The following is a 21,797-nucleotide window of genomic DNA, read 5'->3' as shown; positions in this document are numbered from 1 at the left end:
GTAGACCTTACGAGGGTACGCAGTGGCCACCTGGCCTGCGACACCGCCCCCTGGTGAGCGGCGACGGCGCTCACGTCCCGAGCCTACGAAGCCCACCGCCGACGCCGTCCGCGCGGTCCCCCTGGCGGGCGAGCGGAGATCACATCACCCGTTTGTACAACTGCGCTGGCGATGTGCCAAACCCCGTGGTTTCCTTGCCCTCGCGCGCGGCTTGTGGCCACGCGCACAGCTTGTTAGCGTCACCCCTCCTCGGTCGTCACGACCGCGACCGGGGTGGTGACGTCGGCGCTGAGAGTGGTCCGGGGCAACAGCGTGGTCCCGCGGGATGGAGGGTCCGCGGGTCGGGCGTACATTGGTTCACAAGTTGTGGACAACTCTGTGGATACCTGCTGCGCGGGTGGCCACACCGACCTGCCGTGACGCTCCGCCGAGCCGTCGAGGAGGGAAAGGTCGAGGGGAGGGGAGCGGAGCAGCGTGTCTGAGCATCAGCTGAATCTGGCTGTTGTCTGGGAGCAGGTTGTCGCAGAACTCTCCGACGGAACGCTGTCCCCGCAGCAACGCGCGTGGATGCGGGTGACACGCCCCATCGGGCTGCTGGACGGCACCGCACTGTTGGCCGCTCCGAGCGACTTCGCCAAGGAAGCCATCGAGCGTGCGCTTCGTGAGCCGATCACCTCGGCGCTCTCCCGACACCTGGGTCGTGAGGTGTCCCTGGCGGTGAAGGTCGACACCACGGAGAGCGCACCGGCTCCCCCGCCCGCGCCGCCGACCAACACCGCCCCGGGCGGAACGCCTCCGGCTCGTTACGGAACAGGCCCGAGTTCTCCACCGCCGCCCTCCGACAGACCGACGGTGTCGCAGGGCAGGCCGCCAAGCATGTCCTCGGGCGAGGACACCATCATCATCCCGGCCGTTCGGCCGCGTTCGGAGTCCGTGGAACCGCGCATGCCCGGACCCGCACACCGCACCCACCCACCGACCATGCCGGCGGCCCATCCACCGCCTCGGCCGGGTGGGCCGCCGCAGCCTGCGACCACTCATCCCAAGCACTCGGCGGAGAACGACGAGGCCGAGGAAGAGGTCGACGAGGAAGGCGAGGCCCTCGCCGCGGTCCACGAGATCTGGCCGACGTTCTCGGGGCAGCCGATCGCGGGTCAGCCCTACACCGCGCCCGCGCAGCCACAGACATCGAAGACCCGGCTGAACGAGAAGTACAACTTCGACACGTTCGTCATCGGCGCGTCGAACCGCTTCGCGCACGCCGCGGCCGTCGCGGTGGCCGAGGCGCCGTCGCGTGCCTACAACCCGCTGTTCGTCTGGGGCGAGTCGGGGCTGGGCAAAACCCACCTGCTGCACGCGGTCGGCCACTACGCGCAGCGCCTGTTCCCGGGGATGCGGGTGCGCTACGTGTCGACGGAGGAGTTCACCAACGACTTCATCAACTCGTTGCGTGACGACCGCAAGGTGGCCTTCCAACGTCGGTACCGCGACATCGACATCCTGCTCGTCGACGACATCCAGTTCCTGGAGGGCAAGGAAGGTACTCAGGAGGAGTTCTTCCACACCTTCAACACGCTGCACAACGCGAACAAGCAGATCGTGGTGTCGTCGGACCGCCCGCCGAAGCGGTTGGAGACGCTCGAAGAGCGGCTGCGCACCCGGTTCGAGTGGGGTCTGATCACCGACATCCAGCCGCCGGAGCTGGAGACGCGCATCGCGATCCTCCGGAAGAAGGCCGCCCAGGACCGGTTGGCCGTCCCGGGCGAGGTGTTGGAGTTCATCGCCGCGCGGATCGAGGCGAACATCCGCGAGCTGGAGGGCGCCCTGATTCGGGTCACGGCGTTCGCGTCGCTGAACCAGCAGCCGGTGGACGTGGGACTCGCGGAGATCGTGCTGCGTGACCTCATCCCCACCGACGCGCAGGCTCCGGAGATCAGCGCGGCCACCATCATGCGCGCCACGGCGGAGTTCTTCGACGTCTCGCTCGACGACCTCTGCGGTCCGGGGAAGACCAAGGCGCTGGCGACCGCGCGGCAGATCGCGATGTATCTGTGTCGGGAACTCACCGACATGTCGCTGCCGAGGATCGGGCAGGCCTTCGGCGGCCGAGACCACACCACGGTGATGCACGCCGACAAGAAGATCCGCAAGGAGATGGCCGAGCGTCGCCGGATCTACGACCAGGTGCAGGAACTCACCTCCCGTATCAAGCAGCGCGCCCGCCAGTAGCGTCGCCGACCGCTTCCTCTTCTCTCTCGCGCCCCCGACGATTCGGGGCGCGTCGTCGTCTCATCGGCCGCTTCCGACGCGCCGCGTCCGTTCCGTGCTGCGCGTCGTCGGCCTGCGCCGTTGCCGGGCCACCCCGTACGAACGCTGTTCCCGTCGCACCGACGACCGCGTCGCGAACGGACCGTCCCGCAGACACTGACTGACGCTGCGTGCCGGGGGTGCTGGGACGACGCTGCTCGTCGGCGGGACTCGGTGCCCGGACCTCCCGCCACGGAGTCGTCCCCGGCCGCCGGAGCCGTCGGTACTGGAGCTGCAGGGTGTCGGAGCCGTCCCGGGGCGCCGCTTGAGCCGTGAGGTGCCGGAGCTGCGAGGTGCCGAGCCTCCCTGGGCGCCGCCGAAACCTGCCGGAGAACGCCCGAAGTCACGGGGAACGTTGCTGGATCAGGCCTTCGGGAGCCTGTTCTTACTCACAGCGGGGGACTCGTCGAAAAAAGTCACACGTGCTGGTTTTTCGAGTTATCCACAAGGTAACCCGATTGGGGATAAGTCTGTGGATAGGTCCCAGGACGAGCGACGACGCCGAGTTGTCCACACCTATCCACAATGTTTCCACAGGCAATCCACAGGGTTGCCCACAGTTTCGTCCACAACACGGGGTCGAGCGCGCTGGTGGGCTGTGGACCTGTGTGTGGACGGTGGACAACCTGGGTACAACTCGGCCGAAATCTGTGGATAGAACTGTGGACAACTTGGCCGAGATGTGGATAGTTCCTTGTTGGCACTCATCCATCCACCGGTCCGCCGAGTTATCCACGGATCCATCACCAGGCTGTCCACACCCCGATAGGGGCAATGAGCTGGGAAAACGAGGGTTGTCCACACTATCCACAGCCCTTACTACTACGACTACTCTTGTTCTTCTTCTGAGAAGAAAAGAAGAAAAACAGGCTCGGCTCGAAGTTGGGGACAACTCGCTCCGGACGAGGCTCCGAGAGGCCTGGGGGCCGGTCTCTCGAACCCCTGGGCCGAGGTGACGTCGTCGATCGGCACGCTCTACCGTGGGAGTCCACACGTCGGTGTGCTCGGCGCGCCGGGACAGGTGCCGGTGGTCGCCACGAAGCGTCGCCGTGCGGACCCAGAAGCCTCGCCGGGAGTCATCCACCGGCGGTATGCGATCTCACGAGCTCCAACCGGCTCGGCTGTCGAAAGGATGGGCGCATGAAGATCCGCGTCGAGCGCGACGGGCTTGCCGACGCCGTCGCTTGGGTGGCCCGGAGCCTGCCGTCGAGGCCGCCCGTTCCCGTCCTCGGTGGTGTGCTCCTCGACGCGAGTGGTGACTCCGAAGCGCTGACGGTCTCCGGATTCGACTACGAGGTCTCGGCCACGGTCGGGGTTCCCGCGACGGTCGCCGACGAGGGCCGCACCCTCGTGTCCGGTCGACTGCTCGCCGACATCACCAAGGCGCTGCCCGCCAAGCCGGTCGACATCGCGGTCGAAGGTGCACGCGCCACCATCACCTGTGGCAACGCCCGGTTCAGCCTGCCGACCATGCCGGTCGAGGACTATCCACAGCTTCCCGCGCAGCCGGAACTCGCCGGCGAGGTCGCGGGTGACGCCTTCGCCCAGGCGGTCGCCCAGGTGGCCGTGGCCGCGGGCAAGGACGACACGCTTCCCATGCTCACCGGCATGCGCGTCGAGATCACGGGAAGCACGCTGACCCTCGTCGCCACGGACCGCTTCCGGCTCGCCATGCGCGAGTTCAGCTGGCAGCCCGCCGACGGTATCGCCGACTCGGCCGTGCTGGTCCCGGCGCGCACTCTCGCTGACGCGGCGAAGTCACTCGGCTCGGCCGGCACCACGGTGCAGATCGGTCTCGCGGGTGGGGACGGCCTGCTCGGCCTCTCCGGAGCGGGCAAGTTCACCACCACGCGGCTGATCGACGCCGAGTTCCCGCCCTACCGACAGTTGCTTCCCTCCGACCACTCGTCGCGAGCGGTCCTGTACGTCCCCGCCCTCGCCGAGGCGATCAAGCGGGTGTCGCTCGTCGCCGAACGGGGCACCCAGGTCAGGCTGGAGTTCGCGGACGGTTCGCTGCGACTGTCGGCGGGCGGCGACGACGAGGGAAGCGCGGAGGAGGAGCTTCCGGTCGACTACGAGGGGGACCCGGTGACCATTGCGTTCAACCCGGCGTACCTGGTCGACGGACTCGGTGCTCTGCACTCCGAGCGGGCCGAGCTGACGTTCACGACGCCCAACCGGCCCGCGTTGATCAAGCCTGCCGACGACAACGGTGACGTCGTGCCCGGCTACCTCTACCTTTTGATGCCGGTTCGGCTTCCTGGCTGAACACGGCACAGTCGAGACGGGGAGTATGCGAATGGCACAGCTTGGACTCGTCGGTCTGGGCAAGATGGGCTTCAACATGCGGGAACGCCTTCGGGCGGCCGGCCACGACGTGGTCGGTTACGACCGCAACGCCGAGGTCAGCGACGTCGCGTCGCTGCAGGAGCTGGTCTCGGGGTTGGCGGCTCCGCGCATCGTGTGGGTCATGGTGCCCGCAGGGGAGGCGACCCGGCAGACCGTGGCCGACCTCGCGGAGCTGCTCGACGAAGGCGACCTGGTCATCGACGGCGGCAACTCCCGGTACACCGACGATGCCCACAACGCCGAACTGCTCGGTCGGCACGGCATCGGTTACCTCGACGTCGGTGTCTCCGGTGGTGTCTGGGGCAAGGACAACGGCTACGGCCTGATGGTCGGTGGCGACGAGGCCGACGTGGAACGCGCGATGCCGATCTTCGACGCGTTGCGGCCCGAAGGTCCCCGAGAGGAAGGCTTCGCCCACGCGGGCGGCGTCGGGGCGGGGCACTACGCGAAGATGGTGCACAACGGCATCGAGTACGGCCTGATGCAGGCGTACGCCGAGGGCTTCGAACTGCTCGACGCCTCCGACGTGGTGAAGAACGTGCCCGCCGTCGTCAAGGCGTGGCAGCGCGGCACCGTCGTACGGTCGTGGCTGTTGGAGCTGCTGGTTCGCGCTCTCGACGAGGACCCCGGGCTGAGTGATCTCGAAGGATACGTCGAGGACTCCGGCGAGGGACGTTGGACGCTGGAGGAAGCGATCAACAACGCGGTCCCGGCTCCGGTGATCTCCGCGGCGTTGTTCGCCCGGTTCTCCTCCCGGCAGGAGGACTCGGCGGCGATGCGGGCGGTGGCCGCCCTGCGTGAGCAGTTCGGTGGACACGCGGTCAAGACGAAGAAGGTATCCGGCTAGGTGTACCTGCGGCACCTCCAGGTGACCGACTTCCGGTCGTGGGAGCACGTCGATCTCCCGCTCGACCAGGGGCCCACGGTGTTGGTGGGGCCCAACGGGCGGGGTAAGACGAACCTGCTCGAAGCCGTCGGTTACGTGGCCACGCTCGGGTCGCATCGGGTCTCGACCGACGCACCTCTGGTGCGGCACGGACGTGATCGCGCCTTGGTGCGTGCGGCGGTGGTGAACGAGGGCCGCGAGCTCACCGTGGAGTTGGAGATCGCGCCGGGCCGGGCGAACCGGGCTCGGGTCAACCGCGGCGCAGTCGGCAGACCTCGCGACGTCCTCGGGATTCTGCGAACGGTGCTGTTCTCGCCGGAGGACCTGTCGTTGGTGCGGGGCGACCCGTCCGAGCGTCGACGGTTCCTCGACGAACTGTTGGTCCAACGTGCGCCCCGGTTCGCGGGGGTGCGCTCCGACTACGACCGCGTGCTTCGGCAGCGCAACGCGCTGTTGAAGACGGTGGGTCGCGGTCGGCGGGGCCGCGGCGACGATCCGTACGTGGAGTCGACGTTGCAGGTCTGGGACGACCAACTCGCCGAGGCCGGGGCGGAGTTGTTGGCGGCTCGACTGAATCTGGTCGCCGACCTGGCTCCGTTCGTGGCCTCGGCCTACGCCGAGGTCGCTCCCGACTCGCGACCGGCGTTGATCTCCTACCGGTCGAGCCTGGGTGACGCGCTGCCCGAGGGCAGTGGCGTCCCCGACGGGCCGAGAGTGACGCCGGACCGGATGGCCGAGGTGCTGCGGGGTGCGTTGGCGCGCTCGCGGGACGCCGAGCTGGAGCGTGGGGTGAGTCTGGTGGGGCCGCACCGGGACGACCTCGACCTGGTGCTCGGACAGGCCCCTGCGAAGGGGTACGCGAGCCACGGCGAGTCGTGGTCGTTCGCCCTCGCGCTGCGGCTGGCGTCCTACCAGTTGTTGCGTGACGAGTCGGGTGGCGAGCCGGTGTTGCTGCTCGACGACGTGTTCGCCGAACTCGACTCGCGGCGGCGGGCCCGACTGGCCGACGTTGCTGCGAAGGCGGAGCAGGTGCTCGTGACCGCCGCCGTCGAGGGGGACGTGCCGACGGAACTCGACGGTGCGCGGTACTTCGTGTCCGAGGGCGAGGTGACTCGTGGCTAGGCGGCTCTCACCGGAGAATGTGACGGCCGACACACAAGTTACCCACCGATCTGGGGACAACTCTGTGGATAGTGTGGATAACTCGGGTAGCGCGCTACCACAAGACGGCTCGATCAGCGCGTCGAGGGGGCCGGCGAGCCCGCGGACTCGCGAGCGGAGTCCAGAGCGTAACAGCGGCGCGGAGGCCGACGTGGCCGGGGGCCGGGCCGACGCGTCGGCCGGTGTGACCGGCGACGCGAATCAGCCTCGCGGCCGCGACCTCGCTCGTGCCGCCTTGGCCGCGGCGAAGGAACGCGCCGCCGCCCGGGGCACCGAACCCGGCGTCCGCAAGCCCGGCACGTCGACGCCGGGTGTCCGCGCACTCTCGGGACAGAACCCGCGTCGCCGCCGCTGGTCGGGGCCCGGCGCGGACGAGCGGGACCCGCAGCCCTTCGGGCGACTGGTGTCGCGGCTGTCGACCCAGCTCGGGTGGACGAGCCGACTCGCGAACGGCCGGGTGTTCGGGCAGTGGGCGACGTTGGTGGGTGCCGAGGTCGCCGAACACGCCCAGCCGGTGTCGTTGAACAACGGGGAGCTGACCGTGCGCGCCAGCTCGACGGCCTGGGCGACCCAGTTGCGTTTGCTGCAACGGCAACTCCTGGCAAGAATCGCAGCGGGCGTCGGCCACGGCGTGGTGACCACGATGCGGATCCAGGGGCCGACCGCGCCGAGTTGGCGGAAGGGCCCGCGACACATTCCAGGAAGGGGGCCCCGAGACACCTACGGTTGAGGTGCCAGTGGGGCGTCGGGTGTGTCCGGTCACTCTGGGGAACCGCTCGCGGAACGCAGCCTGAGATCGCACGGGCCGGGTCGGCCCGGATGGCGTCCGAGGCCGGACTCGCACCGCCACGATTTCGCGGCTCTGTGACGCAGTGAGGGCTGTCCTTGGTGCCTGTGAGCGCGACTGGCCAAGTAAACTTGTCACGGCAAGCCGGATTGGTGCCGGAACGCGTGTCAGCTTCAAGCCCGACGTGGGACCCGTGTCACAGTGTCCCGTGGGCGAGACGAGGAGAAGTCAGCCGGTGGCAGCGAAGAACAGCGAATACAGTGCGTCCTCCATCACAGTGCTCGAGGGCTTGGAGGCGGTCCGCAAGCGCCCCGGTATGTACATCGGTTCGACCGGTGAGCGTGGCCTGCACCATTTGATCCAGGAGGTCGTGGACAACTCCGTCGACGAGGCGATGGCCGGGTTCGCCACGCGCGTCGAGGTCACGTTGCTCGCCGACGGCGGGGTGCGGGTCGTGGACGACGGTCGAGGCATTCCCGTCGACGTCCACCCGGTGCACGGCAAGCCCACGCTGGAGATCGTGCTGACGCAGCTCCACGCGGGCGGCAAGTTCGACAGCGAGACCTACGCCGTCTCCGGTGGTCTGCACGGTGTCGGTGTGTCCGTGGTGAACGCGCTGTCCACCGCGCTCGACGTCGAGGTGCAGCGCGACGGCAGGATCTGGGTGCAGCACTACGAGAAGTCCGTGCCCGGTGAGCTCATCGACAAGGGGCCCACCGACAAGACGGGCACCAGCGTCACCTTCTGGGCCGACCCCGAGATCTTCGAGACCACCGAGTACAGCGCGGAGACGGTGGCCCGCCGCCTGCAGGAGATGGCCTTCCTCAACAAGGGCCTCACCATCGTGCTGCGCGACGAGCGGGTCGCCGACGAGAGCGACGAGGACGCCACCGGGGAGCGCGCCGGCATCAAGGAGCGCACCTACTACTACCCGGGCGGGTTGCAGGACTTCGTCTCCTACATCAACGCCTCGAAGGACCCCATCCACCCGAGCGTCATCTCGTTCGAGCAGAAGGGCGAGGGCCTCGAAGTCGAGGTGGCGATGCAGTGGAACAGCAGCTTCACGCCGTCGGTCTACACCTTCGCCAACACGATCAACACGCACGAGGGCGGTACGCACGAGGAGGGCTTCCGCGCCGCACTGACCCGCGTGGTCAACGCCTACGCGCGCGACAAGAAGCTGCTCAAGGAGAAGGACGCCAACCTCACCGGTGACGACGTCCGCGAGGGACTGGCGGCGATCATCTCCATCAAGGTCGCCGAGCCGCAGTTCGAGGGCCAGACGAAGACCAAGCTCGGCAACAGCGAGGCGCGGTCGTTCGTGCAGACCACCTGCAACGAGTGGCTGGCCGACTGGTTCGAGCGCAACCCCGCCGAAGCCAAGATCATCATCAACAAGGCGGTGTCGAGCGCGCAGGCGCGCATGGCCGCCCGCAAGGCCCGCGACCTCGTGCGACGCAAGGGCGCGATGGACATCGGCGGCCTGCCGGGCAAGTTGAAGGACTGCCGCTCGCGCGACCCGGAGGAGTGCGAGCTCTACATCGTCGAGGGTGACTCGGCCGGTGGGTCGGCCAAGGAAGGCCGCGACTCGCGCTACCAGGCGATCCTCCCGATCCGAGGCAAGATCATTAACGTCGAGAAGGCGCGGATCGACCGGGTGCTGAAGAACCAGGAGGTCCAGTCGCTCATCACGGCGCTGGGCACCGGCATCCACGACGACTTCGACCTCTCGAAGCTGCGGTACCACAAGATCGTGCTCATGGCCGACGCCGACGTCGACGGCCAGCACATCCGGACGCTGCTGCTGACCCTGCTGTTCCGGTTCATGCGCCCGCTGATCGAGCACGGGCACGTCTACCTCGCCCAGCCCCCGCTCTACAAGATCAAGTGGCCTCGGTCGGAGCCGGAGTACGCCTACAGCGACCGCGAACGCGACGGGCTGCTGCGAGCGGGCGCCGAGGCGGGTCGCAAGCTTCCCAAGGACGACGGCATCCAGCGGTACAAGGGTCTCGGCGAGATGAACGCCGAGGAGTTGTGGGAGACCACGATGGACCCCGCCAACCGCGTGTTGCTGCAGGTCAGCCTCGACGACGCGGCGACGGCCGACGAGCTCTTCTCCGTGCTGATGGGCGAGGACGTCGAAGCACGGCGTTCGTTCATCACCCGCAACGCCAAGGGCGTGCGGTTCCTGGACGTCTGACGGCGGTGCCCGTACCCGTGCCAGACGTCCGACCGTGTGAAAGGAACATCCAGCCGTGACCGAAACTCTGCCGCCGAGCCCCCACGGACGCATCGAGCCGGTGGACATCCAGCAGGAGATGCAGAACTCGTACATCAATTACGCGATGAGCGTGATCGTGTCGCGAGCTCTGCCGGACGTGCGGGACGGCCTGAAGCCGGTGCACCGCCGCGTCCTCTACTCGATGTACGACTCGGGCTTCCGGCCCGACCGCGGGTACAACAAGTGCTCGCGCGTCGTCGGCGACGTGATGGGCAACTACCACCCGCACGGCGACTCGGCGATCTACGACGCCCTGGTGCGGCTCGCCCAGCGGTGGTCGATGCGGTACCCGCTGATCGACGGCCAGGGCAACTTCGGCTCGCCCGGCAACGACCCGGCCGCCGCCATGCGGTACACCGAGTCGCGCCTCGACCCGCTCGCGATGGAGATGCTGCGGGACATCGAGGAAGAGACGGTCGACTTCTCCGACAACTACGACGGCCGCACCCGTGAGCCCGACGTCCTGCCGAGCCGTATTCCGAACCTGCTCGTCAACGGCGGTTCGGGCATCGCGGTCGGGATGGCGACCAACATCCCGCCGCACAACCTGCGCGAGGTCGCCGACGGCGTGTTCTGGGCGCTGGACAACCCGGACGCGGACGACGAGGAGCTGCTGGAAGCCCTGATGCAGCGCATCAAGGGCCCGGACTTCCCCACGAGTGGTCTGATCCTCGGGACCCAGGGCATCGCCGACGCCTACCGCACCGGTCGTGGTTCGATCCGCATGCGGGCCGTGGTGGAGGTCGAGGAGGACGCCAAGGGGCGCACCATCCTCGTGGTCACCGAGCTGCCGTACCAGGTGAACCCGGACAACCTCGTCGAGAACATCGCGATGCTGGCCCGCGACGGCAAGATCACCGGCATCGCCGACATCGCCGACGAGTCGAACAGCCGCAGCGGCATGCGCATCGTGATCACGCTGAAGCGTGACGCGGTGGCCAAGGTCGTGCTGAACAACCTCTACAAGCACACCCAGCTCCAGTACAACTTCGGTGTCAACATGCTGGCGCTGGTGGACGGGGTGCCGAGGACACTGCGCCTCGACCAGATGGTGCGGCACTACGTCAACCACCAGATCGAGGTCATCGTCCGCCGGACGCGGTTCCGGCTGCGCAAGGCCGAGGAACGCGCCCACATCCTGCGTGGTCTGGTCCGAGCCCTCGACCAGCTCGACGCGGTGATCGCGCTCATCCGCCGGTCGCCGAGCGTCGACGAGGCCCGCGCCGGGCTGATGGAGTTGCTGGGCGTGGACGAGGTGCAGGCCACCGCGATCCTCGACATGCAGCTCCGTCGACTCGCCGCCCTGGAACGGCAGAAGATCATCGACGAGCTCGCCGACATCGAGGCGAAGATCGCCGACCTGCAGGACATCCTCGACAAGCCGCAGCGGCAGCGGGCGATCGTGCGGGCCGAGCTGGCGGAGATCGTCGACAAGTACGGCGACGACCGCCGCACGCAGATCATTCCCTACGACGGCGACGTGTCCATGGAGGACCTCATCGCCGAAGAGGACGTCGTCGTCACGATCACGCGCACCGGCTACGCGAAGCGCACCAAGACCGACCTGTACCGCTCGCAGAAGCGCGGCGGAAAGGGAGTGCAGGGCGCGACGCTCAAGCAGGACGACATCGTCGAGCACTTCTTCGTGTGCTCCACACACGACTGGGTGCTCTTCTTCACCAACAAGGGTCGGGTCTACCGGGCGAAGGCGTACGACCTCCCCGAGGCCAACCGCAACGCGCGCGGTCAGCACGTGGCCAACCTGCTGGCGTTCCAACCCGAGGAACACATCGCGAGCGTCATCCAGATCCCGAACTACGAGGTGGCGCCCTACCTCATCCTCGGCACGAAGAAGGGCCTGGTGAAGAAGTCCAGGCTCGCCGACTTCGACTCCCCGCGGTCGGGCGGTCTGATCGGTATCAACCTGCGCGAGGGCGACGAGCTGGTCGGTGCGGTGCTCGCCTCCGCCGAGGACGACCTGCTGCTGGTGTCGTCGGATGGGCAGTCGATCCGCTTCCACGCCACCGACGAGGCGTTGCGGCCGATGGGCAGGGCCACCTCCGGTGTGTTGGGCATGCGGTTCAACAACGGCGGCGAGCTGCTCAGCATCAACGTCGTCAAGCCGGGCACGTACCTGTTGGTCGCCACTTCGGGCGGCTACTCCAAGCGCACCGCCGTCGAGGACTACCCGGTGCAGGGCCGGGGTGGTAAGGGCGTGCTGACCATTCAGCACGACACGAAACGTGGCAGTCTGGTGACGGCGCTCATCGTCGACGCAGACGACGAGTTGTTCGCGATCACGTCGAGCGGCGGGGTGATCAGGACGCCTGCGGCGCAGGTGCGTCAGGCCGGACGGCAGACCAAGGGCGTGCGGCTGATCAACCTCGGTGAGGGCGACACCCTGCTGGCGGTGGCGCGCAACGCGGACCGGCCGTCGGACGTCCCCGAAGTGGAGGAGCCGGAGGGCGCCGACGCGGACGCCGAGGGCACGGTGGCCGAGGCTGGGGCCGAGGCCGTGACCGACGGAGATGCCGTGCCGGACACCGACACGGAGCAGCAGTAGTGGCTCGCGACAGACAGAGGGACTGACGGGTTGTGACATCACCTGACAACACCGAACAGCGCGGCTCCGGTGGGGCCGACACCAGTGCGGGGGAAGTTCCACCGTGGCAGCGGGTCGCCAAGGACGGCGCCACGGAATCGCCGGACGGTGACGGCGACGCCGCCACGCAGTGGCTTCCAAGCCAGTCGGGTCAGGATGATGTCAGCCCGCCCTCGTCGTCAGTACCGTCCCCGCAGGAGGGCGGTGCCACCGAGCCCGCGTTCGCCTCGGCCGGAGTGGGTGCCGGGCTGTTCGCCCAGGGCGGTGACTCCGGGCCCGCGGCGAGGACCAGCACGGCGTCGGCGTCCCGGCCGGTGAGTGCGTTCCGCAGGCCGGGCCGCGGACCCCGGAGGGCGAACCTCCAGGTGAAACGTGTCGACCCGTGGTCGGTGCTCAAGCTGTCGCTCGTGCTCGGGGTCGCGTTGTTCTTCGTGTGGCTCGTGGCCGTCGGGGTGCTGTACATGGTGCTCGACGGCATGGGCGTGTGGGACAACATCAACGGCACCTACAACTCGCTGGTGGCCAACGACGCCGCCGCCGACGGCGACGTGCTCATCACGGCGGGCACGGTGTTCGGCGCCGCGGCCATCGTCGGAGCCGTGAACATCGTGCTGATCTCCGCGCTGACCACGGTCGCCGCGTTCGTCTACAACGTGTGCGCCGGCCTCACCGGCGGCCTGGAACTGACGTTGTCGGAACGAGAGTGACCCCTCTGCGAGGGCGCTGATCCGCTTGCGCTAAGCTGGTCAGCGTTCAGGGCCCATAGCTCAGGCGGTTAGAGCGCTTCGCTGATAACGAAGAGGTCGGAGGTTCAAGTCCTCCTGGGCCCACAGAAACTCAGCCCCCGTCTCCCGGTAGGGAACGGGGGCTGAGTGCTGTGTGGGGCCTGCGTCGGCGGCACGTACGCTGGAGGCCGCAGGCTTGCCGGACGGGACGGCCCGTTCGTTCGGTCGACGCGAGGGACGACCCTCGCGGAAGAGGACGAGTTTCCCCGTGTTCAGTGCCTCGGTGCGTTCCGTCGTCACGCCCGTCGCGATCGCTCGCATACTTCTCGGTTGGGGCGCCGTCGCCGTCCTGAGCGTCGCGAGTTCGCTGTTCGAACCGCCCGTCGCTGCTCCGCTGTTGGTCGGTGCACTCGCCGGGATCGTCGGTGTCGTGCTGGTCTGTGCCTTCGGCGTCGTCCACGAGGCCGAGCACCTCGCTCGGCGGCTCGGCGATCCTTACGGCACCCTCGTGCTCACGTTGTCGATCGTGGCGATCGAGGTGATCCTCATTTCCGCGGTCATGCTCGGGCCCGGCGACCACAGCACCATCGCGCGCGACTCGGTGATGGCGGTGTCGATGATCATTCTCAACGCGGTGGTGGGGCTCTGCCTGCTCGTCGGCGGGCTCCGGCACGGCGCTCTGAGACACAACCGCGCCGGGACCTCGACCTACCTCGCCCTCATCGTCGTGCTCTCGATGCTGGCGTTCGCCGTTCCCGCGTTCATCGGGCGTGACGGCTCCTACCTGCCGGGGCAGGCGATCCCCGTGATGGTGGCCGTGCCCGCGCTGTACGCCTTCTTCCTCGTCCGGCAGACGGGGGCACAGGCCGACGACTTCCGCGAGGTCGATCATCAGGCAGCCGTCGCCGAGGGTGACAGCGGTCGCGGGCGGGTGTCCGCCGGACACCGTGGCGAGGTGCCGGCCCGGGTCGGGTTGCTCGTGGTGACGGTGCTGCCGATCGTGCTGCTCTCGCACGACATGGCCACGCTCCTCGACGACGGACTCGGCCGCCTCGGGGCGCCCGTGGCACTCGCAGGCCTGCTGATCGCGGTCATCGTGTTCCTGCCCGAGACCCTCACGGCGGTGCGGGCGGCGCTCCAGGGCGAGATCCAGCGCGTGAGCAACCTGTGCCACGGTGCGCTGGTGTCCACGGTCGGGCTGACGGTCCCCGCCGTGCTCGCGATCGGCACCGTCACCGGACAGCCCGTCGTGCTGGCCGAGTCGCCGGGCAACCTCGTCGTGCTCGGCGTGAGTCTCCTGCTGTCGGTGACGACCTTCGCCGCGAACCGGGTGACCGCTGTGCACGGAGCTGCGCACCTCACGGTCTTCCTCGGCTACGTCCTCACCGTGTTCGCGTGAGACCCCCGGTCGGCTCGATCGCTGTCCGTCACAGGCGTGATTCGCGCGCCGTCAGCCGTTGAAGCGCTCCCGTCGCGGGTAGCTACGGGCTCGGAACGGTCGGTGGTAGGTCGTCGACCAGGGCGAAGGGAGGCGAGGGATGGCAGCGGCCCGGCCGGATTTCCTCCTGCAGGCGTTCGTGGACGCCGCGAATCAGATGGAGGATTTCGCCATGGGTGTCACGCTGAGTGTCTCCGGCGGAATCATCTCCGGAGATCTCGTCACCGCTCCGCGGTGGATGGAAGAGGTCGCCACTCTCGTGGAAATGGAGGGTTCGGAAGCGGCCTACCACATCGCGAACGTGTATCGAGAACAAGCCGTCGTGTACAAGAAACGGGCGGCGCAGAATCGCGGAGAAGTGCACGGCGAGGTGACCTACATTCATCTGCGTGACTCGCAATGGCTCACGCAGGACGGCCATCTCGGTCCGGAACCCGGGGTGCACTGGCGCGGTCTGCTGACCGAGGTGTCGGGTTGGGCGCTGGGGCGCCTTCCGCTGCCGAGCATGCGCTACTGAGCGTCTCCCGTTCCACGTGGAACCGAGATGGCCGGGCGTCGACCTGCGCTTCTACTGCCGGCGACGTTCGCGTTCCTCGGCCTCGCGGGCCTCGCGCTGCGCCTGTTCGGCCTGGCTCTGCTTCTCGGCGGCGTCCTTCTGGGCGTTGCCCTTCTCCTGCTGCGCGCCACCTTCGCGCTGCATGTCGTCGTTGCCGAGCACCGTCCCGGCGGCCTCCTTCGCCCGCCCCTTCAGATCCTCGACCGCGCCCTTGATGCCTTCCTGGTTCTTGTCGACACCCGCCATCACAATTCCTTCCATTCGTCCGATCCTGGCGATCAACTACCCGACAGGAGGACCGCGTAAACGGCGCGACGGTGCCGTGGAGTAACATCACGAGTGCACGGTCAGCAGGTTGTCGAGGAGGGCTTCACCGTGAAGAAGCTGTTGACGTTCGCGGTCATCGCGGGCGGCGTTTTCTTCCTGATCAAGCGCAACAAGGACGCGAAGGCCGAGGCTGACCTGTGGCGCGAGGCCACCGCACCGACCGTGGCCCCGACCGGGGCTTCCTCGAACGGCAGCGCGCCGGCGAAGGCCGGTTCCGACGCCGCGAGCAAGAACTGAGAGACTTCCCCGTGGGCATTGCGGCCCGCGGTTCGGGGCTGTAGCTCAATTGGTAGAGCGCCGCTTTTGCAAGGCGGAGGTCAGGGGTTCGATTCCCCTCAGCTCCACAAGGATCGAGAACCCTGTCCCGCAGGATCGCGGGGCGGGGTTCTTTCGTTGGACGGCTCTCCGAGTACCGCCCACGGCATCTGAGTCGTCGTTTCAGCCCTCCCCTCCGGGGTATCGAGGAGTCGTCAGCACTCCGCCTGCGAGGAGCCTGGAGGCGTCATGGGATCGGACCGTCCGTTGCGGGACGACGAGATGCAGACCGTCGGTGGCACCGGGCCGCAAGCCCGGGACTCCGACAGCACCGACCGCGGCGACGACACCGACGCGCGCGACACCGACAGCGACGCGAAGGACGCCGACGCGGACGCCACGGACGCCGACTCGGACGCGACCGATGCCGACGCCGATGCCACGGACGCCGACGCCGACGAGACCGACGCGGACAGCACGGACTCACGGGACTCGTGAGGTCGGCCGTGGCGGACGCCCTCGAACGGTGCGTCGGTGACGTCGAGCGGTTCGCCGACGAGGTCTGGGGTCGACGGTCGCTCGTGCACGGGCCGACCGACGGGTTCGAGGACCTGCTGAGTCTCGACGACGTGGACGCGCTGCTCACCCAGCACGCGCTGCGCACCCCGGCCTTCCGTCTCGTGCGCGACGGTCGGACGCTGCCGTCGTCGGAGTACACGCGGACCACCCGCATCGGCGGTGTGTCGGTGACCGGGGTCGCCGATCCGGCTCGGGTGCTGGCCGCGGTCGAGGACGGCGCGACGGTGGTGTTGCAGGCGCTGCACCGGTACTGGCCACCGCTGGTCGACTTCTGTCGGGAGTTGGAACTCGCGCTCGGGCACCCCTGCCAGGTGAACGCCTACATCACGCCGCCCGGCGCGCAGGGGCTTCGACCGCACGGCGACGCCCACGACGTCTTCGTGTTGCAGGCGTTCGGGGTCAAGTCGTGGCAGGTGTGGCGCTCTTCGGACCGGGAGGCCGACGAGATCGAGCTGCGCCCCGGCATGGCGCTCTACCTGCCCACGGGCACGCGCCACGCGGCCCGGGCACAGCACGTCGTCTCGGGCCACCTCACGGTCGGCATCCACCCGACGCGGTGGCGGGACCTGATCGAGGCCACGGTGACGCGGGTTCTCGACGACCCGGCGTGGAACGCGTCGCTTCCCGTGGGGCACCACCGGCAGCGGGACTCCGTGGCCGACGAACTCGGACGCCACCTCAAGCAGGTCGGTGCCCAGCTCATGGGTGCCGATCCGGTGGAGGCCGTCGAACGGCGGGTCGAGCACTTCCTCACCACCCGGCCGTCGGTGTTGCGTGGAGGACTGTCCGATCGGCTCCGCGTGTCCGCGTTGGGCGACGACGACCGCCTTCGGCGTCGTCCCGGGGCGGTCTGCGAGTTGCGTCCCGGCGAGGACGTGTTGCGCCTGCTTCTCGGCGACCGGGAGTTGAGGGTGCCCGATCGGCTCGAACCGGTGATCCGGGAGATCGTCGCGCGGGACACCTTCACGGTCCGGGACCTGGCCGACCTGCTCGACCGGGACAGTCGACTGGTCCTCGTGCGACGTCTCGTGCGGGAGGGCCTGCTCGAGGTCGTGGATGCCTGACCTGCCGTTCCGCTGTCGCCACCGCAGCGAGGAGCTGCACGAGTCGCTGTACGGCACGGCGTCCACGGTGACCAGGTGGGTGTTGTTGGAGGAACCCGGCCCGTGGGGTCCGGACGCCCTGCGCGACAACCGGCTCGACCGACGCGTGCTGTCCCGGCTGCGTGAGGTGACGCGGCCGCTGCGGATTCGGGTCGTCTTCGTTCGGCGGGTGCATCGTCGCGGTGGCGCGAGTCGCGAGCGCCGCCGGTGTCTGCTGGCCTGGACGGGACGCGGGGGCGGGTGGGTCGAGGAAGCGGTTCTCGACCGGCTCGACCAGGTGCTGGACCTGGACTTCGCGGCACTGGCCCGGGGGCGCTCACCCGGGTTGCGGGAGGTCACGCACCCGCTGTACCTCGTCTGCACCCACGGTGCCCACGATCCCTGCTGCGCCGAGCGCGGTCGCCCGGTGGCGCGGGCGTTGGCGCACGAACGCGCCGCGCAGACGTGGGAGGTCTCCCATATCGGGGGCGACCGGTTCGCCGCCAACGTGCTCGTCCTCCCCGACGGCCTCTACTACGGCAGGGTCCCGCCGGAGGACGTCGTGCGTCTGGCCCGCACGCACGAACGCGGGGAGATCGACGTGCCTCACCTTCGAGGCCGCGCGAGCTACGCGTTCGGCGTGCAGGCCGCCGAATGTCTGCTGCGGGAGCGGACTGGTCTGCGAGGGCTCGACGACGTGCCGCTGCTCTCGGCGCGCCGGGAGGGCGACGAGACGGAGGCGGTGTTCGCCGCGCCGGAGGGCGGCTCCTACCGCGTCCGCGTCCGCAGCCGACCGGCCTCCGTGGAGCGGGCTCTCACGTGTCGGGTCGGACGGTCGTCCGCGCCGCCCGAGCACGAACTCGTGGCCGTCCGCTTCGAGCCCGACTGACCGAGGTCAGCTCACCGCCCTGCGCACCAGGTCGGCGATGTGCTCTTCGACCTCCGGGGTCATCCGGACGAGCGCGAACGAGGTGGGCCACATGTCGCCGGCGTCGAGCGCGGCGATGTCGTTGAAGCCCAACGTCGCGTAGCGGGCCTTGAACTTGTCCGCGTTCTGGAAGAAGCAGACCACCTTGCCGTCGAGCGCGTAGGCGGGCATCCCGTACCAGAGCTTCGGCGCGAGTGTCGGGGCGTTGGCCTTCACGATGGCGTGGACGCGTTCCGCCAGCGCCCTGTCGGCGTCGGACATCGCGGCGATCTTGTCGAGCACGTCGCGCTCGGCCTCCGCCGCCTTGTCCGCACGGGACTTGCGGCGGGCTTCCTTCTTCCGCTCCGCGGCGTGCTCCTTCATCGCGGCGCGTTCCTCGGCCGTGAATCCCTCGTCCGTGCTGTTCATGCTGTGTCCCCTTCCCCGAACCTCGCGACTTCTACCAAGGGAAACGCTAGGCGGGCTGGGCTCGGCGGTGCTTCTCGATTCCTGACCGACTCACACGCGCTCGACGACGGTGTGCTGCCGCCCCGTGTACAGGCGGTGCAGCACCAGCTCCAGCGGGCCGCGGCTGAAGCGGCGCAGCCACAGCGTCGCCGAGACCGCCAACAGCGCGCTCACCGCTGCCCAGGCCACGATCACCCACCACGGTGGGGCGTCGGCGAGCGTCTCCGCGAGTCCGAACCCCCAGCCGTAGCAGAGCACGCTGCACACGAGGTTCTGCAGGACGTAGCACGACATCGCCGACCGTCCCGTCGCGACGAGTCCACGACGGACGACTCCGGCCCGCGTGCGCCATGCGATCTCCACGATGGCCGCGAGCAGTCCGAGCGCGACGATCGGCGGCAGGACGTAGCGATCGACGAAGAACCATTCCGGGCCCGCGAACGCGGTGACGAGGTTCAACGGCAGGCCCGCGCCGAACCCGACGACAAGCAGCCGCCGTCGGAGTCGGGCGCCGGAGGTCTCGAAGACACCCGCCCGCACGAGTTCGATCCCGACCAGGAACAGCACCGTGGACAGCGGGACGATGAGGAGCAGTTCGCTGCGGAAGTAGACGGCAAGGTCGATGCGGGCGAGCACCTGGTCGGTCCAGCTCCCGGACGGGTACAGGGGTGTGCTGCCGTCCGAGGACAACGCCCCGGAATGCGCCGCCAGCGTCAACAGACCGACCACCGCCAGGTGCGCGGTCGCCGCGAGCGCCAGCCAGACGCGCCGCGTCCGGTCGCGCCGGGACACCAGGAACGCCACGTGCACCGACACGAGTGCGTAGCCCATGAGCACGTCGAACTCGAAGATCAGCAGGTAGTGGATCAGTCCCTCGGTGAACAGCACCGTCGCCCGCAGCAGGTAGCGCCCGGGCCAACGGCGTCCCCTGCGCACCGCCGACCGGTACTGCAGCTCCATGCCGACGCCGAAGAGGAGGGACAACAACGCGAGGAACTTCCCGTTGGACAGCGTCAACAGGAGGGTCTCGACGACGCCGGATCGCTCTCCGGCGTCCGTGGAGACCCAGCCGAGCGCTCCCCGGGGGTCGGTGAAGATCCAGATGTTCGTGCCCAGAGTGCCCAGGATCGCCACACCACGGGCGAGGTCGAGGGCGTCGATGCGTCGTGTGCCGGACGGCGCGATGTCGTGGTCGCTCACGGTTCGGCACCGTACGGAGCAGGTCGCGCGCGCGGCTCCACTCGCGGGTGGAGATCCGGGTGGAGATTCGTCGACTCGGGTGGAGGGCGTCAGTCCTCGACCAATCCCGCCCGGTAGGCGTAGCGCACCGCGTCGGCGCGGTGACGTGCGCCGATCTTGGCGAAGGCGTTGTTGATGTGGGTCTTCACGGTGGTGTGGGCGATGTGGAGCCGTCGCGCGATGTCGGTATTGGATAGTCCGGCGCCGATAAGCGTGAGCACCTCCCGTTCCCTCGCCGTCAAGGCCGCCGGGTCGGTGAACGGACGGGAACCACGGGTCAGAGCCTGCACCAGCCGGTCCGACACCTCGGTGGTGAAGGTGGCCTGCCCGGCGACGACGGCCCGCAACGCGGCGTGGATTTCGGCGCGGCCGGTGTCCTTCGTCAGGTAGCCGCGTGCCCCCGCCGCCAAGGCGTCGCGAACGGAGTCGTCGTCGGAGTAGGTGGTCAGCACGAGCACGGCCACCTTTGGGTGTCTGCTGTGGACGATGCGCGTGGTGGCGACGCCGTCGAGCACCGGCATCCGCAGGTCCATGAGGACCACGTCGCAGTCCGTGCGCCCGAGGACGTCGAGCACGTCCCGCCCGTCGCGGGCCTGCCCGACGACGGTGACGTCGTCCATCAGCTCCAACAGCGCGACCAGTCCCTCGCGCACGAGTTGCTGGTCGTCGGCGACGACGACACGGATGGTCATCCGGACACGACCTCCTTCGGTGCTGCGTCGGCGAGTCGGGTGGGCACCACCGCGGTGACCGACCAGCCGTCGCCGTCGGGCCCGGCCGTCAACGTTCCGTCGCAGAGGGCGAGTCGTTCGGCCATGCCGGTGAGCCCGAACCCGGTCCCGCGCACGGGCGGGGTGTCGGTGGGGTTGTGCACCACCACGCGGACGGCCGTGTCGGTGTGGTCGAGGGTGACCGTGATCGGTGCCCCGCGAGCGTGCTTGGTGGCGTTGGTCAGGGCTTCGCGGACGGTGCCGAGCAGCGCCACCGTCGCGGCGGACGGCAACGGGCCGGCCACGCCGGACTGGTGAAGGGTGGCAGGCACGCCGTGGTCGCGTTGGAAGGCGTCGACGAGTTCGGCGATCGCCTCGTGGAGTGCGGGCACGTCGCGTCGCAGGGCCGACACGGCCTCCCGGGCTTCGGTGAGCCCGTCGGCGGCGAGGGCCCGGCATCGAGAAAGCCGCCGGAGAACCGTGTCCGGGTCCTTACCCGCCTCCAGCTCCGCCTCCGCGACCTCGAGCTGCACGCGCAGCGCACCCAGCGAGTGGGCCAGGACGTCGTGCAGTTCCCGCGCGATGCGCGTGCGCTCGTCCAGCGCCGCCGCGCGGGCGTGTTCGCTGCGGGCCAGCCGGGTCTGTTCGAGCAACAGTTCGGTCTGCTGGGCGCGAAGCTGGTACTGCCTGCGGTTGGTGCCGATCAGCAGTACCACCACCACGACGAGGGAGGTGGAGACGAGCGTGGCGACGTCCGCACCCACGACCACGCCGGCCCCGGTCGTGAGGGCGAGGTCGGCCAGGCCCACCACGACGATCGTGCGTGTCGAGGGCGCGGGATGGGAGGCGTAGACGGCGAGCGCCATCGCCGAGGCCACGAACGCGGCGAACTCGCCCGCCATACTCGCCGCCGACGCGAGCAGCGAACACACCGCCAGCGTGCCCGCCGCCACGCGAGGACGGCGTGGGGACAACACGACGAACGCCACCCAGCAGGCGAACGCGCCGACGAGGGTCGTCCCCAACCACCACGGTGGGTCCGAGAGCAGGATTCCCGCCAGGGCCCACCCGAAGAGCAGCAGTGTCAGCCCCTCGGCGATCCACCAGGACCGACCGTGGTGGTCCATGAAACTCGGCT

At 68.9% G+C, this 21,797-nt stretch carries 19 protein-coding genes and 2 tRNA genes; 16 read left to right on the top strand and 5 right to left on the bottom strand.

Translation table 11 applies throughout. From position 1 onward, the window contains the following. Window positions 1–474: 474 nt before the first annotated feature. The 11 genes from dnaA to gvpU all read left to right on the top strand — a co-directional run bounded on the left by dnaA (window position 475) and on the right by gvpU (window position 15,053). Window positions 475–2,229, top strand: a complete 1,755-nt coding sequence (dnaA, locus tag JAV51_RS05590; protein WP_197319546.1) for a chromosomal replication initiator protein DnaA — start codon at window positions 475–477, stop codon at window positions 2,227–2,229. Window positions 2,230–3,447: 1,218 nt separating this feature from the next. Then, window positions 3,448–4,575, top strand: coding sequence for a DNA polymerase III subunit beta (gene dnaN / locus JAV51_RS05585; protein ID WP_197319545.1), 1,128 nt, complete (start codon window positions 3,448–3,450; stop codon window positions 4,573–4,575). 31 nt (window positions 4,576–4,606) lie between these two features. Then, window positions 4,607–5,503 carry a phosphogluconate dehydrogenase (NAD(+)-dependent, decarboxylating) gene (gnd, locus tag JAV51_RS05580; RefSeq protein WP_197319544.1) on the top strand — a complete coding sequence of 299 codons (897 nt, stop codon included), beginning with the start codon at window positions 4,607–4,609 and terminating at the stop codon, window positions 5,501–5,503. Further along, window positions 5,504–6,664: a DNA replication/repair protein RecF gene (recF, locus tag JAV51_RS05575; protein WP_197319543.1), complete on the top strand. Its 1,161-nt coding sequence runs from the start codon at window positions 5,504–5,506 to the stop codon at window positions 6,662–6,664. A 190-nt stretch (window positions 6,665–6,854) separates the two neighbouring features. Beyond that, window positions 6,855–7,433, top strand: a complete 579-nt coding sequence (locus JAV51_RS05570) for a DciA family protein (RefSeq protein WP_307845743.1) — start codon at window positions 6,855–6,857, stop codon at window positions 7,431–7,433. 292 nt (window positions 7,434–7,725) lie between these two features. Beyond that, window positions 7,726–9,690 (top strand): DNA topoisomerase (ATP-hydrolyzing) subunit B, encoded by a 1,965-nt coding sequence (gene gyrB, locus JAV51_RS05565; RefSeq protein ID WP_197319542.1) that lies wholly within the window; start codon window positions 7,726–7,728, stop codon window positions 9,688–9,690. 55 nt (window positions 9,691–9,745) lie between these two features. Continuing rightward, entirely contained in the window at window positions 9,746–12,334 is a 2,589-nt protein-coding gene (gene gyrA / locus JAV51_RS05560) for a DNA gyrase subunit A (protein WP_197319541.1), read from the top strand. Window positions 12,335–12,366: 32 nt separating this feature from the next. Then, window positions 12,367–13,080, top strand: coding sequence for a DUF3566 domain-containing protein (locus tag JAV51_RS05555; protein ID WP_197319540.1), 714 nt, complete (start codon window positions 12,367–12,369; stop codon window positions 13,078–13,080). A gap of 49 nt (window positions 13,081–13,129) precedes the next feature. Continuing rightward, window positions 13,130–13,203 (top strand) — tRNA-Ile (locus tag JAV51_RS05550). Window positions 13,204–13,381: 178 nt separating this feature from the next. Next, window positions 13,382–14,497, top strand: a complete 1,116-nt coding sequence (locus tag JAV51_RS05545) for a calcium:proton antiporter (protein WP_307845742.1) — start codon at window positions 13,382–13,384, stop codon at window positions 14,495–14,497. Window positions 14,498–14,636: 139 nt separating this feature from the next. Continuing rightward, the gene (gene gvpU / locus JAV51_RS05540; RefSeq protein ID WP_197319538.1) at window positions 14,637–15,053 is read left to right on the top strand and encodes a gas vesicle accessory protein GvpU; all 417 of its coding nucleotides are present in this window, start codon (window positions 14,637–14,639) and stop codon (window positions 15,051–15,053) included. Between the two features lie 51 nt (window positions 15,054–15,104). Here the strand turns inward: gvpU and JAV51_RS05535 are convergent, their stop codons facing one another. Further along, window positions 15,105–15,338 (bottom strand): CsbD family protein, encoded by a 234-nt coding sequence (locus JAV51_RS05535; RefSeq protein WP_197319763.1) that lies wholly within the window; start codon window positions 15,336–15,338, stop codon window positions 15,105–15,107. A 129-nt stretch (window positions 15,339–15,467) separates the two neighbouring features. Between JAV51_RS05535 and JAV51_RS05530 the strand changes: the two genes are divergently transcribed. The 5 genes from JAV51_RS05530 to JAV51_RS05510 all read left to right on the top strand — a co-directional run bounded on the left by JAV51_RS05530 (window position 15,468) and on the right by JAV51_RS05510 (window position 18,224). Then, a complete protein-coding gene (locus JAV51_RS05530) occupies window positions 15,468–15,656 on the top strand; it encodes a DLW-39 family protein (protein WP_197319762.1) in 189 nt (62 codons plus the stop codon). Between the two features lie 34 nt (window positions 15,657–15,690). Continuing rightward, a tRNA-Ala gene (locus tag JAV51_RS05525) sits at window positions 15,691–15,763 on the top strand. Window positions 15,764–15,923: 160 nt separating this feature from the next. Next, window positions 15,924–16,172, top strand: a complete 249-nt coding sequence (locus JAV51_RS05520; RefSeq protein WP_197319537.1) for a hypothetical protein — start codon at window positions 15,924–15,926, stop codon at window positions 16,170–16,172. After that, window positions 16,169–17,317: a cupin domain-containing protein gene (locus JAV51_RS05515; RefSeq protein WP_374058975.1), complete on the top strand. Its 1,149-nt coding sequence runs from the start codon at window positions 16,169–16,171 to the stop codon at window positions 17,315–17,317. The genes JAV51_RS05520 and JAV51_RS05515 overlap by 4 nt, the downstream gene beginning before the upstream one ends. Then, a complete protein-coding gene (locus tag JAV51_RS05510) occupies window positions 17,310–18,224 on the top strand; it encodes a sucrase ferredoxin (protein WP_197319535.1) in 915 nt (304 codons plus the stop codon). The genes JAV51_RS05515 and JAV51_RS05510 overlap by 8 nt, the downstream gene beginning before the upstream one ends. A 6-nt stretch (window positions 18,225–18,230) precedes the next feature. On the opposite strand, the gene JAV51_RS05505 is transcribed toward JAV51_RS05510, so the two are convergent. The 4 genes from JAV51_RS05505 to JAV51_RS05490 form a co-directional block, all read right to left on the bottom strand. Continuing rightward, on the bottom strand, window positions 18,231–18,671 hold the full coding sequence (locus tag JAV51_RS05505; protein WP_197319534.1) for an iron chaperone: 441 nt from the start codon (window positions 18,669–18,671) through the stop codon (window positions 18,231–18,233). Window positions 18,672–18,761: 90 nt separating this feature from the next. Next, window positions 18,762–19,910, bottom strand: coding sequence for a DUF418 domain-containing protein (locus JAV51_RS05500; RefSeq protein ID WP_197319533.1), 1,149 nt, complete (start codon window positions 19,908–19,910; stop codon window positions 18,762–18,764). Between the two features lie 89 nt (window positions 19,911–19,999). Next, window positions 20,000–20,641, bottom strand: coding sequence for a response regulator transcription factor (locus JAV51_RS05495; protein ID WP_197319532.1), 642 nt, complete (start codon window positions 20,639–20,641; stop codon window positions 20,000–20,002). Continuing rightward, window positions 20,638–21,786, bottom strand: a complete 1,149-nt coding sequence (locus tag JAV51_RS05490) for a sensor histidine kinase (RefSeq protein WP_197319531.1) — start codon at window positions 21,784–21,786, stop codon at window positions 20,638–20,640. Before JAV51_RS05490 ends, JAV51_RS05495 begins: the two co-directional genes overlap by 4 nt. Window positions 21,787–21,797: the final 11 nt, after the last annotated feature.

Source organism: Saccharomonospora sp. NB11, from assembly GCF_015910535.1.
Taxonomy (GTDB): Bacteria; Actinomycetota; Actinomycetes; order Mycobacteriales; family Pseudonocardiaceae; genus Saccharomonospora.
Note: the sequence above shows the minus strand (reverse complement) of the source record. Positions and strands in the feature narration are given on the sequence as shown.

Excerpts from the sequence above, each read along its gene's own strand:
- dnaN (WP_197319545.1), top strand. The coding sequence starts at position 3,448 with ATGAAGATCCGCGTCGAGCGCGACGGGCTTGCCGACGCCGTCGCTTGG.
- gnd (WP_197319544.1), top strand. The coding sequence starts at position 4,607 with ATGGCACAGCTTGGACTCGTCGGTCTGGGCAAGATGGGCTTCAACATG.
- gvpU (WP_197319538.1), top strand. The coding sequence starts at position 14,637 with ATGGCAGCGGCCCGGCCGGATTTCCTCCTGCAGGCGTTCGTGGACGCC.
- JAV51_RS05535 (WP_197319763.1), bottom strand. The coding sequence starts at position 15,338 with ATGGCGGGTGTCGACAAGAACCAGGAAGGCATCAAGGGCGCGGTCGAG.
- JAV51_RS05520 (WP_197319537.1), top strand. The coding sequence starts at position 15,924 with ATGGGATCGGACCGTCCGTTGCGGGACGACGAGATGCAGACCGTCGGT.
- JAV51_RS05510 (WP_197319535.1), top strand. The coding sequence starts at position 17,310 with ATGCCTGACCTGCCGTTCCGCTGTCGCCACCGCAGCGAGGAGCTGCAC.
- JAV51_RS05505 (WP_197319534.1), bottom strand. The coding sequence starts at position 18,671 with ATGAACAGCACGGACGAGGGATTCACGGCCGAGGAACGCGCCGCGATG.
- JAV51_RS05495 (WP_197319532.1), bottom strand. The coding sequence starts at position 20,641 with ATGACCATCCGTGTCGTCGTCGCCGACGACCAGCAACTCGTGCGCGAG.
- JAV51_RS05490 (WP_197319531.1), bottom strand. The coding sequence starts at position 21,786 with ATGGACCACCACGGTCGGTCCTGGTGGATCGCCGAGGGGCTGACACTG.